10 protein-coding genes are annotated in these 17,549 nt (G+C 52.3%); 6 read left to right on the plus strand and 4 right to left on the minus strand.

Going from position 1 to position 17,549, the window contains the following annotated elements:
• Positions 1-39: 39 nt before the first annotated feature.
• Entirely contained in the window at positions 40-2,325 is a 2,286-nt protein-coding gene (gene nrdA / locus AC07P6_RS09430; protein WP_181485520.1) for a class 1a ribonucleoside-diphosphate reductase subunit alpha, read from the minus strand.
• A gap of 344 nt (positions 2,326-2,669) precedes the next feature.
• Positions 2,670-3,398 carry a bifunctional 2-polyprenyl-6-hydroxyphenol methylase/3-demethylubiquinol 3-O-methyltransferase UbiG gene (ubiG, locus tag AC07P6_RS09435; RefSeq protein WP_434662298.1) on the minus strand — a complete coding sequence of 243 codons (729 nt, stop codon included), beginning with the start codon at positions 3,396-3,398 and terminating at the stop codon, positions 2,670-2,672.
• Positions 3,399-3,669: 271 nt separating this feature from the next.
• Between ubiG and gyrA the strand changes: the two genes are divergently transcribed.
• A complete protein-coding gene (gene gyrA / locus AC07P6_RS09440; protein WP_304260695.1) occupies positions 3,670-6,303 on the plus strand; it encodes a DNA topoisomerase (ATP-hydrolyzing) subunit A in 2,634 nt (877 codons plus the stop codon).
• Between the two features lie 130 nt (positions 6,304-6,433).
• Complete coding sequence (gene rcsC, locus AC07P6_RS09445; protein ID WP_478316097.1) at positions 6,434-9,280, plus strand: two-component system sensor histidine kinase RcsC; 2,847 nt, start codon at positions 6,434-6,436, stop codon at positions 9,278-9,280.
• A 43-nt stretch (positions 9,281-9,323) separates the two neighbouring features.
• On the opposite strand, the gene rcsB is transcribed toward rcsC, so the two are convergent.
• Together rcsB and rcsD are read right to left on the minus strand one after the other, a co-directional pair.
• Positions 9,324-9,974, minus strand: coding sequence for a response regulator transcription factor RcsB (gene rcsB / locus AC07P6_RS09450; protein WP_110272326.1), 651 nt, complete (start codon positions 9,972-9,974; stop codon positions 9,324-9,326).
• A 16-nt stretch (positions 9,975-9,990) separates the two neighbouring features.
• A complete protein-coding gene (rcsD, locus tag AC07P6_RS09455) occupies positions 9,991-12,651 on the minus strand; it encodes a phosphotransferase RcsD (protein WP_182207420.1) in 2,661 nt (886 codons plus the stop codon).
• Positions 12,652-13,424: 773 nt separating this feature from the next.
• Here rcsD and AC07P6_RS09460 point away from each other — a divergent pair.
• The 4 genes from AC07P6_RS09460 (at position 13,425) to alkB (ending at position 17,489) form a co-directional block, all read left to right on the plus strand.
• Entirely contained in the window at positions 13,425-14,546 is a 1,122-nt protein-coding gene (locus tag AC07P6_RS09460; protein ID WP_181485525.1) for a porin OmpC, read from the plus strand.
• Positions 14,547-14,649: 103 nt separating this feature from the next.
• Positions 14,650-15,702: an FAD:protein FMN transferase ApbE gene (apbE, locus tag AC07P6_RS09465; protein WP_182207418.1), complete on the plus strand. Its 1,053-nt coding sequence runs from the start codon at positions 14,650-14,652 to the stop codon at positions 15,700-15,702.
• A 72-nt stretch (positions 15,703-15,774) separates the two neighbouring features.
• On the plus strand, positions 15,775-16,839 hold the full coding sequence (gene ada, locus AC07P6_RS09470) for a bifunctional DNA-binding transcriptional regulator/O6-methylguanine-DNA methyltransferase Ada (protein ID WP_182207417.1): 1,065 nt from the start codon (positions 15,775-15,777) through the stop codon (positions 16,837-16,839).
• A complete protein-coding gene (gene alkB, locus AC07P6_RS09475; RefSeq protein ID WP_182207415.1) occupies positions 16,839-17,489 on the plus strand; it encodes a DNA oxidative demethylase AlkB in 651 nt (216 codons plus the stop codon). Before ada ends, alkB begins: the two co-directional genes overlap by 1 nt.
• Positions 17,490-17,549: the final 60 nt, after the last annotated feature.

The raw sequence follows: 17,549 nt of genomic DNA on the forward strand, positions 1-17,549 counted from the left end.
CGTATGCCGGGTAAGCGTAACGCCACCCGGCAAAATAACTTAGATCTTACATGCGCCGCTTTCGCAGCCATCGTCCTGAATGGACGGCGCCAGGTCATCCTGGGCATCTTCCGCGCCATCACGGGTGTTGTGATAGTACAGAGTTTTCACGCCGAATTTATAGGCATTGAGCAAGTCTTTCAGCAACTGCTGCATCGGCACTTTCCCGGATGGGAAACGCGTCGGATCGTAGTTGGTGTTGGCAGAAATCGACTGGTCGATAAACTTCTGCATGATACCCACCAGCTGTAAATAACCATCGTTGCCCGGCATTTCCCACAGCAGCTCGTAGCCGTTCTGTAGTTTTTCGTAGTCCGGCACCACCTGACGCAGGATACCGTCTTTCGACGCTTTGATGCTGACGTGGCCGCGCGGCGGTTCAATGCCGTTAGTGGCGTTGGAGATCTGCGAAGAGGTCTCGGACGGCATCAGCGCGGAGAGCGTGGAGTTACGCAGGCCGTGCGTTTTGATCGATTCGCGCAGGGCTTCCCAGTCGTAGTGCAGGGATTCGCTGACGATAGCATCGAGATCTTTTTTATAGGTATCGATCGGCAGAATGCCTTTCGCATAGGTGGTTTCGTTAAACCACGGACATGCGCCTTGCTCGATAGCCAGCTCGTTAGAAGCTTTCAGCAGGTAATACTGAATGGCTTCGAACGTTTTGTGCGTCAGGTTGTTGGCGCTGCCGTCGGAATAGCGTTTGCCGTGCTTCGCCAGATAGTAGGCGAAGTTAATCACGCCAATGCCCAGCGTACGACGACCCATGGCGCCGCGTTTGGCTGCCGGGATCGGGTAGTCCTGATAATCAAGCAGGGCATCCAGGGCGCGAACCGCCAGCACCGCCAGATCTTCCAGCTCATCGAGGCTATCAATTACGCCAAGGTTGAAAGCGGACAGGGTGCACAGCGCGATTTCGCCATTTTCGTCGTTAACGTCTTCCAGCGGCTTGGTCGGCAGAGCGATTTCCAGGCACAGGTTGGATTGACGCACCGGCGCGACAGTCGGGTCAAACGGGCTATGGGTGTTGCAGTGATCAACGTTCTGAATATAGATACGGCCAGTAGAAGCTCGTTCCTGCATCATCAGTGAGAACAGTTCAACGGCTTTGATCCGCTGTTTGCGGATGCTGGTGTCCTGCTCATATTGGGTGTACAGGCGCTCGAACTCGTCCTGATCGGCGAAGAACGCGTCGTACAGACCCGGAACGTCGGATGGGCTGAACAGGGTGATATCTCCGCCTTTCAGCAAGCGGGTGTACATCAGCTTGTTGATCTGCACGCCGTAGTCCATGTGACGAACGCGGTTAGCGTCGGTACCACGGTTATTTTTCAGTACCAGCAGGCTTTCGACTTCCAGATGCCACATCGGGTAGAAGAGGGTTGCCGCACCGCCGCGCACGCCGCCCTGAGAGCAGGATTTCACTGCCGTCTGGAAGTGTTTATAGAATGGGATACAGCCGGTGTGGAACGCTTCGCCGCCGCGGATCGGGCTGCCCAGCGCACGAATGCGGCCAGCGTTAATACCGATACCCGCACGCTGAGAAACGTATTTCACAATCGCGCTGGAGGTGGCATTGATGGAATCCAGGCTGTCACCGCACTCGATCAGAACGCAGGAGCTGAACTGGCGAGTTGGGGTGCGCACGCCGGACATAATCGGCGTGGGCAGCGAGATTTTAAAGGTCGACACCGCATCATAGAAACGCTTCACGTAGTCCAGACGGGTTGCGCGCGGATAGTTAGAGAACAGGCACGCGGCGACCAAAATGTACAGGAACTGCGCGCTTTCGTAGATCTCGCCGGTGACGCGGTTCTGCACCAGGTATTTCCCTTCCAGTTGCTTAACTGCAGCATAGGAGAAGGTCATATCACGATCGTGCTCGATGAACGAATCCATCTGCTTGAACTCTTCTTCCGTGTAGTCTTCCAGCAGATGAGTATCGTATTTGCCGTTTTTCACCATCTTTGACACGTGATCGAACAGCGCTGGCGGCTCAAACTGGCCGTAGGCTTTTTTACGCAGATGGAAAATCGCCAGACGTGCGGCGAGATACTGGTAATCCGGTGCCTCGCGGGAGATAAGGTCCGCAGCGGCTTTAATAATAGTTTCGTGAATATCGGCGGTTTTGATGCCGTCATAGAACTGAATGTGTGAACGCAGTTCTACCTGAGAAATCGAAACGTTATTCAGTCCTTCTGCCGCCCAATCCAGCACGCGGTGGATTTTGTCGAGATTGATGCGCTCGGTGCTACCGTCACGCTTTGTCACCAGCAGACTCTGATTCATGTGGATTATACCTGTCCGTGAAAGAAAATATCCCCCACTTATCCACAGATAGCCGTTGTGACTAACTCTGTGGATAAATACTATATGTAGGGGGTGGTCGATAAAAGAAACGCTATATGGTGAGTATTCTAGTAAGGATTCTTTTGAGTACAAGAGTTGATTTTGAGGTTAAATTGAGGTTGCGGAAGCGTAATGATCGCTAAGTCCACGCCACATAAGGCCTGGAAGAGATGTCAATAAATCAGAAAAAAAAATGAAAATTTGATCGAGTGCTGATTTCTTCATCGCAAGAAAAAATCACGCGGCTTGATGCCGCGCAATCATCATAAGAAAAGCTGCTGACGTTATGCGCTTTTGGCTGTTGTATGCAACATATAGTTAACATCAACGCCGGGTGCCAGCTTGAAGGTGTTGGTCAGTGGATTGTAATGCAGGCCGGTAATATGCTGCTCTTTCAGAATAGTCTGATCAATCCAACCAATTAGCTCCGCAGGTTTAATGAATTTCTTCACGTCATGGGTCCCTTTTGGCACCATCTTCATAACGTACTCAGCACCTACCACCGCCATTAGCCAAGCTTTACCGTTACGGTTAATCGTGGAGAAGAAGACCTGGCCGCCTGGTTTTACTAATCGCGCGCAGGCGTGAACTACGGATTGCGGATCAGGGACATGCTCCAGCATCTCCATACAGGTGACGACGTCATACTGCTGAGCGTGCTTCGCCGCGTGCTCTTCAACCGTTTCCTGGACATAGGTGACCTGAATTCCGCTCTCCAGCGCATGCAGTTTGGCGACCTGTAGCGGTTCAAAACCCATATCCAGGCCGGTCACCGTTGCGCCTTCGCGCGCCATGCTCTCTGCAAGGATGCCGCCACCGCAGCCGACATCGAGCACTTTTTTGCCGAACAGGCCGCCGGAACGCTCTGCTATATAGCCAAGACGCAGGGGGTTGATGCGATGTAATGGCTTGAACTCGCCCTCTAAATCCCACCAGCGCGATGCGACAGCTTCAAATTTGGCGATTTCATTATGATCAACGTTGGGGGCCACCGACGGTTTTTCGGCATTCATGGGCGCTTTTACTCCTTTTCAGTTCAGACCCGCGAGTATATCAGCAGACCGCTATGAATAAACCGTATATACCCGTCGCCTTTCGTACTACCTCTTCGTTGGCTTCACGCACTCACCCGAATCACTTACTGCAGTAAGCTCATCGGGACTCCTACGTTTGCCGCCTTGATGCAGCACGAAATTCATTGGGTATAGGTTTACCCGTATCACCGCGGCTGTGTTATAATTTGCGACCTTTGAATCCGGGATACAGTAGAGGGATAGCGGTTAGATGAGCGACCTTGCGAGAGAAATTACACCGGTCAACATTGAGGAAGAGCTGAAGAGCTCGTATCTGGATTATGCGATGTCGGTCATTGTTGGCCGCGCGCTTCCGGACGTCCGAGATGGCCTTAAGCCGGTACACCGTCGCGTACTATACGCCATGAACGTATTGGGCAATGACTGGAACAAAGCCTATAAAAAATCTGCCCGTGTCGTGGGTGACGTCATCGGTAAATACCACCCGCATGGTGATACCGCCGTTTATGACACCATTGTTCGTATGGCGCAGCCATTCTCCTTGCGTTACATGCTGGTAGATGGCCAGGGTAACTTTGGTTCTGTCGATGGGGACTCCGCCGCAGCGATGCGTTATACGGAAATCCGTATGTCGAAGATCGCCCACGAGCTGATGGCCGACCTGGAAAAAGAGACGGTAGATTTCGTCGATAACTACGACGGCACCGAAAGAATTCCAGATGTTATGCCGACTAAGATCCCGAACCTGTTAGTTAACGGTTCGTCCGGCATCGCGGTGGGTATGGCGACTAACATTCCGCCGCACAACCTGACCGAAGTGATCAACGGTTGCCTGGCCTACGTTGACAACGAAGACATCAGCATTGAAGGGCTGATGGAACACATTCCTGGTCCGGACTTCCCGACCGCTGCGATCATCAACGGTCGTCGTGGCATTGAAGAAGCCTACCGCACCGGTCGCGGCAAAGTATACATTCGCGCCCGCGCGGAAGTGGAAGCTGACGCGAAAACCGGTCGTGAAACTATTATCGTCCACGAAATTCCGTATCAGGTGAACAAAGCGCGCCTGATTGAGAAAATCGCCGAGCTGGTAAAAGACAAACGCGTTGAAGGCATTAGCGCGCTGCGTGACGAGTCTGATAAAGACGGTATGCGCATCGTGATTGAAGTGAAACGCGACGCGGTGGGTGAAGTGGTTCTCAACAACCTCTACTCCCAGACCCAGTTGCAGGTCTCCTTCGGTATCAACATGGTTGCATTGCACCATGGTCAGCCGAAGATCATGAACCTGAAAGAAATTATTGCTGCGTTTGTGCGCCACCGTCGTGAAGTGGTGACGCGTCGTACTATTTTCGAACTGCGTAAAGCGCGTGACCGCGCACATATCCTCGAAGCGCTGGCGATTGCTCTGGCCAACATCGACCCGATTATCGAGCTGATCCGCCGTGCGCCGACCCCGGCTGAAGCAAAAGCTGGCTTAATCGCGCGTTCATGGGATCTGGGCAACGTTTCCGCGATGCTGGAACGTGCCGGTGATGACGCCGCGCGTCCGGAATGGCTGGAACCAGAATTTGGCGTGCGTGATGGTCAGTATTATCTGACCGAACAGCAGGCCCAGGCGATTCTGGATCTGCGTTTGCAGAAACTGACCGGTCTTGAGCACGAAAAACTGCTCGACGAGTACAAAGAGCTGCTGGAACAGATCGCTGAACTGCTGCACATTCTGGGCAGCGCCGATCGCCTGATGGAAGTCATCCGCGAAGAGCTGGAGCTGGTTCGTGAACAGTTTGGCGATGCGCGCCGTACTGAAATTACTGCCAACAGCGCCGATATCAACATCGAAGACCTGATCAACCAGGAAGATGTTGTGGTGACTCTGTCCCATCAGGGCTACGTGAAGTATCAGCCGTTAACCGATTACGAAGCTCAGCGTCGTGGTGGTAAAGGTAAATCTGCGGCACGTATTAAAGAAGAAGACTTTATCGATCGTCTGCTGGTGGCCAACACCCATGACACGATCCTGTGCTTCTCCAGCCGTGGTCGTCTGTACTGGATGAAGGTTTATCAGCTGCCGGAAGCGAGCCGTGGCGCGCGTGGACGTCCGATCGTCAACCTGCTGCCGCTGGAAGCCAACGAACGTATCACCGCTATTCTGCCGGTGCGCGAGTACGAAGAGGGCGTGAACGTCTTTATGGCCACCGCCAGCGGTACCGTGAAGAAAACGGCGCTGACCGAGTTCAGCCGTCCGCGTTCAGCCGGTATTATTGCGGTTAACCTCAACGAAGGCGATGAGCTGATTGGCGTCGATCTGACCTCGGGTCAGGATGAAGTCATGCTGTTCTCTGCTGCCGGTAAAGTTGTGCGCTTTAAAGAAGATGCTGTTCGTGCGATGGGTCGTACCGCGACCGGCGTGCGCGGTATCAAGCTCGCAGGCGAGGATAAAGTCGTTTCGCTGATTATTCCGCGTGGCGAAGGGGCTATCCTGACCGTGACGCAGAATGGCTACGGCAAACGTACTGCGGCTGAAGAGTATCCGACCAAATCTCGTGCGACGCAGGGCGTTATCTCGATCAAAGTGACCGAGCGTAACGGTTCCGTGGTGGGAGCGGTGCAGGTAACTGATACCGACCAGATCATGATGATCACCGATGCGGGCACGCTGGTGCGCACCCGCGTATCGGAAGTCAGCGTGGTAGGGCGTAACACCCAGGGCGTTATCCTCATCCGCACCGCGGAAGATGAAAACGTGGTGGGCCTGCAGCGTGTTGCTGAGCCGGTTGATGATGAAGAACTGGATGCCATCGACGGCAGCGTAGCGGAAGGCGATGAGGATATCGCGCCGGAAGCGGACACTGACGATGATATCGCCGAAGATGAAGAGTAATTCTCTGCGGTAATTGTTCTGAAAGGGTCGGGGTTATCCCCGGCCCTTTTTGTTTCCCCGTTGCGGGACTGTTATTTTATCGTTACCTTAACCCATTCTGTTGAGTCCCTGACGGCCGAGCATCGCCACATTGAAATATCTAGCTTCTTTCCATACGACGTTAAAGGTTTCACGCTACCTGTTCAGAGCGCTGGCGGTACTGCTGTGGATGCTGATCGCTTTTGTCTCGGTGTTTTACATCGTTAATGCCCTGCATGATCGGGAATCGGAAATTCGTCAGGAATTTAATCTGAATGCCGATCAGGCGCAGCGTTATATTCAGCGTACGGCAGACGTTATCAAAGAGCTGAAATACGTCGCGGGTAATCGGCCAATGAACGGCAGTGAAGGCGGTGATGCGCCAGTACAGAGTGGCGATATTGCGATCCCTAATTTTGAACCGCTATACCCTGATTCCGACTGCGCGCTAATGAGCACTACCTGGCGTAACTCTCTGCAGTCGCTGGCGTGGTTCATGCGCTATTGGCGCGACAACTTCTCTACGGCGTATGATCTCAACCGTATCTTTTTGATTGGCAGTGATAATCTCTGTATGGCTAACTTCGGCCTGCGGGATGTACCGCTGGAGCGAGATCAGGCGCTTAAAGTTTTACATCAACGTATCGAGCAATATCATAATGCTCCACAAAACGAACGTGGCAACAACCTGTTCTGGATAAGCCAGGGCGTGCGTCCAGGCGTTGGGTATTTTTACGCGCTGACGCCGATATATATGGCTAACCGGCTGCAGGCGATGCTTGGCGTGGAACAAACTATCCGCATGGAAAGTTTCTTTACTCCGGGTAGTTTGCCGATGAACGTCACTATTCTTGACGATAACGGTCAGTCACTCATTTCGCTCGCCGGGTCAGACAGCAATATTAAACCTGACGCGGAGTGGATGCAGGAACGGTTATGGTTTGGCTATACCTCGGGCTTTCGCGAACTGGCGATGAAAAAAAGCCTGCCACCGTCATCTTTGAGCATCGTCTATTCAGTGTCGGTGGAACAGGTGTTAGAACGCATCCGGATGCTGATCCTTAACGCCATTGTGCTCAATATCCTGACCGGAGTTATCCTCTTTGCGCTGGCCCGGATGTATGAGCGGCGGATTTTTATTCCGGCGGAAAATGACGCCCAACGTCTGGAAGAGCATGAGCAGTTCAACCGAAAAATTGTGGCTTCCGCGCCGGTAGGGATCTGTATTTTACGTACGCTCGACGGCACTAATATCTTGAGTAACGAGCTGGCGCATAACTATCTCAATATGTTGACGCATGAGGACCGGCAGCGGTTAACGCAGATCATCTGCGGTCAGCAGGTGAACTTTGTTGACGTGCTGACCAGTAATAATACCAATCTGCAAATCAGCTTCGTTCACTCGCGCTATCGTAACGAAAACGTGGCGATTTGCGTGCTGGTGGATGTCTCGGCGCGCGTCAAAATGGAGGAGTCGCTGCAGGAGATGGCCCAGGCCGCAGAACAGGCCAGCCAGTCGAAATCGATGTTCCTTGCCACCGTCAGTCACGAACTGCGTACGCCGTTGTACGGGATTATCGGCAATCTCGATTTGCTGCAGACGAAAGAGCTGCCGAAGGGCGTTGATCGCCTGGTGACGGCGATGAATAACTCCTCCAGCCTGCTGCTGAAAATTATCAGCGATATCCTTGATTTCTCGAAAATTGAGTCCGAGCAGCTCAAAATTGAACCACGGGAGTTTTCGCCCCGTGAAGTGATGAACCACATTTCCGCTAACTACCTGCCGTTGGTGGTGCGTAAACAGCTTGGGCTGTACTGCTTTATTGAACCCGACGTGCCGCAGCTGATGTCCGGCGATCCGATGCGCTTGCAGCAGGTTATTTCAAACCTGCTGAGTAACGCGATTAAGTTTACTGATACCGGCTGCATTATTCTGCATGTAGAACGGGCGGGCGACTATCTACAAATTAGCGTGCGCGACACCGGAGAAGGGATCCCGGCAAAAGAAGTCGTGCGTCTGTTCGATCCGTTCTTCCAGGTCGGTACTGGCGTGCAGCGTAACTTCCAGGGAACCGGTCTCGGTCTGGCGATTTGTGAAAAGCTTATCAGCATGATGGATGGCGATATCGCCGTCGAAACGGAACCGGGCATGGGTAGCCGGTTCACTATTCGAATTCCACTGTATGGCGTACAAAATACGCCGCCGCTGATTGTTGATAGCCTGTCTGACAAATGCTGTTGGCTGGCGATTGATAACACCTCTTTGGCGCTGTTTGTCGAGTCGTTGCTGAAATACCGCGGTATTCCGGTCCGTCGTTTTGAAGGGCAAGCGCCGGGAGCGGATGATATTTTGCTGACCGATAGCGAGACCAATGCGGCGTGGCCAGGAAGCGCCGTGATTATCTTCTGCCGTCGGCATATCGGTATTCCGCTGGAGCGAGCGCCGGGTGAGTGGTTGCATAGCGTCACGACGCCGCATGAACTGCTGCCGCTGCTCGGTCGCATCTTCCATATCGCCGTCGATAGCGCGGAAAACGGCCCCGTGCTATCCGCGCCAGAAACGCAAACTGCCGACAATGATGACATGATGATTCTGGTGGTGGATGATCATCCAATCAACCGGCGTCTTTTGGCCGATCAGCTGGGATCTCTGGGCTATCAGTGCGTCACCGCAAACGATGGGGTCGATGCGCTTAATGTACTGAGTAAACAGCATATTGATATTGTGCTCAGTGACGTCAACATGCCGAATATGGATGGTTATCGACTGACTCAGCGCATTCGTCAACTGGGATTGACGTTGCCGGTAATTGGCGTGACCGCTAATGCGCTGGCCGAAGAGAAGCAGCGCTGTCTGGAGTCCGGTATGGATAGCTGTTTATCCAAGCCGGTAACCCTCGATATTATCAAACAAACATTGACGGTCTATGCCACACGGGTGCGCAAGGGAAGGGCGTAAGGGATTTTCCCGGATAGCGCGGCGCTATCCGGGAAGAGAGAGGTTAGTCTTTGTCCGTAGAACTCAGAGAAACGGAAGAGAGGTAGTTCAGCAGGGCGATATCGTTTTCCACGCCGAGTTTCATCATCGCCGATTTTTTCTGGCTACTGATGGTTTTGATACTGCGGTTCAGCTTTTTGGCGATCTCGGTAACCAGGAAGCCTTCGGCGAACAGGCGCAATACTTCACTCTCTTTTGGCGACAGGCGTTTGTCACCGTAACCACCGGCGCTGATTTTTTCCAGCAGACGCGAAACGCTTTCCGGGGTGAATTTCTTGCCTTTCTGCAGTGCGGCCAGCGCTTTCGGCAGATCGGTCGGTGCGCCCTGTTTCAGTACGATCCCTTCGATATCCAGGTCCAGTACCGCGCTCAGGATCGCCGGGTTGTTATTCATCGTGAGAACAATGATCGACAGATCCGGGAAATGACGCTTGATGTATTTGATAAGCGTAATCCCATCACCGTACTTGTCGCCGGGCATGGATAGGTCGCTAATCAGGACGTGAGCGTCCAGCTTAGGAAGATTGTTGATTAATGCCGTGGAGTCTTCAAACTCGCCAACAACGTTCACCCACTCGATTTGCTCAAGCGACTTACGAATACCGAACAGTACGATCGGATGGTCATCGGCAATAATTACGTTCATATTGTTCATGTATTAGGCTACCTTGCTACAGCAAGCTCTTGACGTAGACGTCAATGTCGCTGATATATTTTTCTATGCCTTGAGTATCTTTTTCACGAATCAGATGCTCAAGCGTTTCACATAATTGCTTGCCGGGTACCAGATTAAGCATAGCAAACGCCCCTTTGAGGCGGTGAGCGGTTTGCGCCAGCGCGGCTAAATCGCTCGTTGCCAGTTCATTATACAGCCTCTTAACATCATCTGGTACCGTGTCGGCAAACAGCGCGTAATAGCCGCTGGCATGCAGTTCGGCGTTACTCACGCTTTCAGGGGGAGAGGGCTGCCCCTCTTCATCAGCCAGTTGCTGCTCTATCAGCTGAAGAATAGCTTCCTGCATCGCGGTGCTGATATTAAAATTGACGCGGAGCTGACCTGGACTAATCTTATGAATCCCGACTTCATCATCGCTTAAAAGCAAGCCTGAAGCAGTAAGATTAGACGGATTATCCGTTAAAAAGAGATCATATTGTTGACTTGTTATTCTATCATCCGGCGAGATGCAGGTCGCGCCCCAGCTTTCGAGCTGACGCGTAACGATACGGCGCACCTCATTAGAGGTAACATCAAGCAATACCACAACATCATCCAGTAGATGTTCCCCTGAATCACTCTCTTCTTCACTGGCCGCCATTTTAAGATGCAGGGAATAGCGGGTACCCAGAGACTCGCGGGCTTTGATATTCAACTGTCCACCGAGCTTGCGGGTTAGGCGATCGCAGAGCCAGAAGGTAAGGGCGTTAGCTTTACCATAGAGGTCTGACTGCGTCTCGTTGAGGAACGGGAAGTGCATATTATCGATTTCGTCACTGGAAACTCCATTACCGGTATCAAGAATACGGAAGGTCAGGCGATCGTCTGCCGACTCATCTTTACTCACTTCCAGAGTGATTTTGCCAATCTGAGTCGTGGTGACCGAGTACTGAATTAACAGTAAAAGCGTGCGGCGCAACGCATCGCGATCGCCGTAACGTTGCTCATTTGCCGGTAGTGCATTGTTAATCAGTAGCTGCAACCCTTTGCGTTTGATGATCGGTAAGACTTCAGGTACCACTTCATCTATGAGTTCCTGAATGGAGAACAGGCCCTGGGCGCTTTTCCAGCTGTCGCTCTCAAGGAGGTTTGCCAGTTGAATCTCATCCACCAGCTGTACCAGTTCATCTGCATGCTGGGCCAGCTTATGGCTTTCAGCAATACCGAGCGCCGCCGCTTCTTCTGCCAGCGTTTGCGCAGGTTGTTTTAGCGCAGCGCCGATATGCTGCATAAAGGCAGCGCGGCCTTGCTGGTTTTTCTCGTACAGACGTTGAGCCTGTTTGAGTTTCCTGGCGACCAGAACTTCACGATCCTGATCGCGAATGATGAAGATTTGCGTACGCGGTGAGACCTGGCTGCGGAACTGGCGGATTTCATACAATTCATTATTCACCGTGGCCTGAATGACGCCCTGGTGCTGATCGGCCATATTGATAATATTCTGCAGGTTCAAATGCGGCAGCAGATGATCGGCGATAGGATTGCTGATTATCGTACGATTAGCCTCCTGGTCATGAACCAACAGCCCCAATGGCAGTAGCGAGACTATCTCTTCATGGATTGCGCGTTGGGCGCGTAATTCGCTATTGGCAGCCGAAGATATCGCTGTGCTGACCACGTTTTTACGGCCGCTGTAGTGGCGAAAGGTCGTGAAACCGAACAGCGTCAGCGCCAGCAGGCCGATATTCAACAGCAGCGGCAGCAAAATATTCTGTAAGGACTCCAGGATCAGCTCGCTGAAGGGCACCATCCAAACCAGCCGCATACCGGTGGTATTAATGGTGGTGGTAATTTCAATCCGCGGGCCATTAAAGTTGATGCTGACGATATCGGTGGCTTCTTTGTCCGGATTGTTGCTGATGCTTTGCGACGGATCGGGTTCAAGACGGAAGCTCTCCAGCGACATACTGGGAGGAATGAGATCGTTAATGGGGAGATCGAAAGCCACAACGGTCGCCAGGTGACCCGGCTGGTTAAAAGTGGTGCGTAAAGTAAAGTAGTAACCGTTCTGCCATGCGAGATGACGCAGTGACGAAAATGTCTCACGTTCATCTAATGTATTTGCCTGGAGCAACATTTCGGCCCGTCGGGACTCCACGACGCTGCTGATGGTTGACTCTTTAAAGCTGGAGGAGAGATCTTTTAACGGCAGCGTTGAAACTAAAATAAGGCTGTTATCGAGTCCGTTAAGGTAATACATCGACCAGGGAATGGTCTCCGCGCCCCATAAGATGTCGAGATAGTTGGTGATTTTTTGCGTCATTTCCAGCGTTGAGCTGTCATGAGAGCCAAAAATCAGCGCTTCTGTTTTGCGCCTGGGTTTCTCCAGGTAGTAAACATCCTGTTTCAAACGCGTTTCTTGTAAACCGCTCTCTCCGGTTGCGCCGGGAGAGGTTGCCGCGATGTTGTCATATATTTGCCAGGTGGCGTAGCGCCAGGTATCAATACGCTTATGCAAGTCATAGCTGACATCGACAACCTGATAACTTTTGTCTTTCAGCCATGCGTTGACGGCGCTTTGAATCATGACCCCCATCGTCGCCAGCAGGACGATGACCATTAAAATGAAGAAACGGGTAATGTTGCCGGGGATCAGGGAAAATTTTTTCGGGGTCATCGTGTGAGAGTATGACTCATCAGTGTTTGTAAACGGAATGTTGCGCCCGGGTAACTGGGAGCAGGACGGATGCTATAGCCAGTATAAAGGCTAATGCCGTAAATCCATACAACTGAATATCATACATTGTTTTATTTGCCTTGAGATTCATCTTAGATCCGCGGCGGCAGACAAACATGAACAGTGCGATTGTTTTTGTACAATTACTTACTGATTTTTCAAATTAAATAGCACTAATTAACAAGAAATTGTGCGAATAACCTTAGTTCTGCGCGTAAGTTGTTTGATTAATAACCGTTATTTTTTGTTGTGCCAGGATGGGAATAATTAAAGATGTGTAAAGAAGGGTAAAAAAAACCGGATGCGAGGCATCCGGTAGAAATAGGGGTAAACAGACATTCAGAACTGAATGACGGTAATAAATAAAGTTAATGATGATAGCGGGATTAATTTTAGTCTCAGTTGAGATTTTTGTTTTACCATTCAGTGCTATAGGACTGTTAATGTGTAACGCACTGATATTGATTGGTAATTTTAATTTTTTGATTATTAGTGCTTATTTAAATGGTCTGTATGGAGATAAAAAAAGTTCCCTCCAATTTACAAATTGAAACATCTTGTGCGCATTTGGAAACATTTTAGAAGTTTTAGTATCATATTCTTGTTGGATTATTCTGTATTTTGCAGCACAATGAAATAGCCGACTGATTAGAAGGGTAATCAGTAAGCAGTGGCAATAATAAAAGGCATATAACAAACAGAGGGTTAATAACATGAAAGTTAAAGTACTGTCCCTCCTGGTACCAGCTCTGCTGGTAGCGGGCGCAGCAAATGCGGCTGAAGTCTATAACAAAGATGGCAACAAATTAGACCTGTACGGTAAAATCGACGGTCTGCACTATTTCTCTGACGACAAATCTTCCGATGGCGACCAGACCTACATGCGTCTGGGCATCAAAGGCGAAACTCAGATCAACGACCAGCTGACCGGTTACGGCCAGTGGGAATACAACGTTCAGGCGAACAACACTGAAAGCTCCAGCGATCAGGCATGGACTCGTCTGGCATTTGCAGGTCTGAAATTCGGCGACGCGGGTTCTTTCGACTATGGTCGTAACTACGGCGTTGTCTACGACGTGACTTCCTGGACTGACGTTCTGCCGGAATTCGGCGGCGACACCTACGGTTCTGACAACTTCCTGCAGTCTCGTGCTAACGGCGTTGCAACCTACCGTAACTCTGACTTCTTCGGTCTGGTTGACGGCCTGAACTTTGCTCTGCAGTACCAGGGTAAAAACGGCAGCGTAAGTGGTGAAGGTACTTCTCCGACCAACAACGGCCGTGGTGCTCTGAAACAGAACGGCGACGGTTACGGTGCTTCTGTAACTTATGATATCTGGGAAGGTATCAGCGCAGGTTTCGCGTACTCCAACTCCAAACGTAACGGCGATCAGAACAGCCAGTTGGCTAAAGGTCGTGGCGATAATGCTGAAACCTATACCGGTGGCCTGAAATATGACGCCAACAACATCTACCTGGCGACTCAGTATACCCAGACTTACAATGCCACCCGTTTCAGCGGTAGCGGTGCATCTGATTCCATCAGTGGTTTTGCTAACAAAGCGCAGAACTTTGAAGTGGTTGCACAGTACCAGTTCGACTTCGGTCTGCGTCCGTCCGTGGCTTACCTGCAGTCTAAAGGTAAGGACATCGAAGGTTTCGGCGATCAGGATCTGCTGAAATATGTTGATGTAGGCGCAACCTACTACTTCAACAAAAACATGTCCACCTACGTTGATTACAAAATCAACCTGCTGGATGACAACGAATTCACCCGTCGTGCCGGTGTTTCTACCGACGACATCGTTGCTCTGGGCCTGGTTTACCAGTTCTAAGCACGCTGAAGTTTCGAAAAAGGCGCCGATGGCGCCTTTTTTTATGCCCCGTTTACTCTTGCTGGTGTACTCTTTGGGCCTTAGCAAGAGGAAGCCAATTTTTATGGATATCACTTTTTTCCGCACCGCCCTGTTCGGGATTTGCGTACTACTCTCGGGCTGTGACTCAGCCACCACTCCAGAGTCACCAAAATCTGCTGCGACCGTGCTGGATGGTAAAACCATGGGCACGTTCTGGCGAGTCAGCGTGATCAATGTTGATGAAGCAAAGGCCCAGGAGCTGCGCCAGAAGGTGCAGGCTCAGCTGGATGCCGACGATCGTCTGCTCTCAACATGGAAAAACGATTCGGCGCTGATGCGTTTCAACCATTCACCGAGCAGCACCCCCTGGCCGGTCAGCGAGGCGATGGCGGATATCGTCACCCTATCGCTGCGCATTGGAGCTAAAACCCATGGTGCGATGGATATTACCGTCGGACCATTGGTCAATTTATGGGGTTTTGGCCCGGATAAACAGCCGGTAAAAACGCCGGATGCGCAGCAAATTGCCGCCGCAAAAGCGCGCAGTGGGCTACAGCACCTGACGGTCACTAACCAGGCTGACAAGCAGTTTTTGCAAAAAGATATTCCGGATCTGTTCGTCGATCTTTCCACCGTAGGTGAAGGATACGCAGCCGATCACTTAGCGCGCCTGATGGAACAAGAAGGGATCTCGCGTTACCTGGTTTCCGTAGGTGGCGCGCTGGTGAGTCGCGGAATGAATGCCGAAGGGCAGCCGTGGCGGGTGGCGATCCAGAAGCCGACCGACCGCGAAAACGCCGTTCAGGCGATCGTTGATATTAACGGCCACGGTATCAGCACCTCCGGCAGCTATCGCAACTACTATGAGCTGGACGGTAAGCGCATCTCGCACGTTATCGATCCGCAAACCGGGCGACCGATCGATCATAAGCTGGTTTCGGTGACGGTTATCGCCCCAACGGCGCTGGAAGCCGACGGCTGGGATACCGGACTGATGGTGTTAGGGCCGAAGAGGGCGCAGGACGTGGTGCGTGAACAGGGACTGGCAGTGTATATGATTATCAAAGAAGGTGAAGGGTTTAAAACCTGGATGTCGCCGCAGTTCCGCGCGTTCCTCGTCGGCGAGAAAAATTAAACCGCAAGATTTCGGGTTTTTGCTAACGGACTTCGGCCCAGACTGAAGATACACTTACTGCAGGAGTCCGTTATGAAACCGATGATGATTGATACCGATGAGCGTCGCTGGCAGGCTGTATGCGAGCGCGATGTTCGTGCCGATGGGCAGTTCGTTTTTGCCGTGGTGACCACCGGCATTTGCTGTCGTCCGTCCTGCCGTTCACGGCGGGCGCTGCGGGAGAATGTGCGTTTTTATGCCAACGTTGAAGCCGCGCTGGCGGCAGGGTTTCGTCCGTGCAAACGCTGCCAGCCGGATAAAACCGATCCACAGCAGCAGAAAGTGGAAAAAGTGGCCGCGGCCTGTCGTCTGCTGGAGCAAGAAACGCCGATAACCCTCGAAGCGCTGTCTCGCGAACTTGCGGTTAGCCCCTTTCATTTTCACCGTTTCTTTAAATCCGTTACCGGAATGACGCCCAAAGCCTGGCAACAGGCCTGGCGCGCGCGCCGTTTACGCGAGGCGTTGGGTCAGGGGCGGACGGTTACGGACGCTGCTTTGGCCGCCGGTTTTCCGGATACCAGTAGCTACTATCAGCAGGCTGATGCCGCGCTGGGAATGACCGCCAGCCAGTTTCGCCGCGGCGGCGATGATACCGATATTACCTGGGTATGTGACGATGGCCCGCTGGGACGCTGCCTGGTGGCTGAAAGTGAACGAGGTATATGCGCCGTGCTGCCGGGTGATGACGATACGTCGCTACATGAGGAATTAGGCAAAATATTTCCCAATGCACGTCTGCAGCCTGGCGATGACGTTTTTCATCAGCGAGTCGCTCAGGTATTTGCGCATCTTAACGACCATCGCCAGCTAATCTCTTTGCCGCTGGATCTTCGCGGCACCGCTTTCCAGCTTCAGGTCTGGCAGGCTCTGCGCCAGATCCCGGCGGGAGAAACGCGTAGTTATCGCCAGGTTGCGCAAAGTATTGACCGTCCCCGCGCGGTCAGGGCGGTGGCAAGCGCCTGTGCCGCCAACAAGCTGGCAATGGTTATCCCGTGCCATCGGGTGGTCCGCGAGGGCGGGGCTCTGTCCGGCTATCGTTGGGGAATCGCGCGTAAAGCATTACTGCTCGCGCGCGAAGCGCAAACTGAGGAGAACTGATGCTCGATCTTTTTGCCGATACGCCGCCCTGGCAAGAGCCGCTGGCACCGGGGGCGGTAATTTTACGCCGCTATGCTCGCGAACGCGCCCCGGCCTTGTTGCTGGCCATTACTGATATTGCCAGCCGTTCGCCTTTTCGTCAGATGGTGACGCCTGGCGGCTATACGATGTCGGTCGCGATGACTAACTGCGGCGAATTGGGCTGGACTACCAATCAGCACGGCTATCTTTACTCTCCCGAAGATCCGCTGACGGGCAAATGCTGGCCGCCGATGCCGCGGATTTTCCGCGAGCTGGCTACAGAGGCCGCTTCTGCGTGCGGTTATGAGAGATTTGCGCCTGATGCTTGTCTTATCAACCGCTATCAACCGGGGACGAAGCTGTCGTTGCATCAGGATAAAGACGAGCACGATCTGCGCGCGCCTATTGTCTCTGTCTCACTGGGGCTCCCGGCAGTGTTTCAGTTTGGCGGTAAACAGCGTAACGATCCGCTCCGGCGGGTGCTGCTGGAGCACGGCGATGTGGTGGTTTGGGGAGGTGAATCACGGCTGTTTTACCACGGTATTCAGCCGCTGAAAGAGGGGACTCATCCCGACACCGGTAGCTGCCGCTACAATCTCACTTTTCGTCTGGCAAGCAATAAAGAATAAAAATAAGAATTATTCTTGCTGTCATCGGCGAGCAGTTTAAACTGCTGGCTGTTTTTGCTT

Source organism: Klebsiella sp. GFKo11 (genome assembly GCF_056490265.1).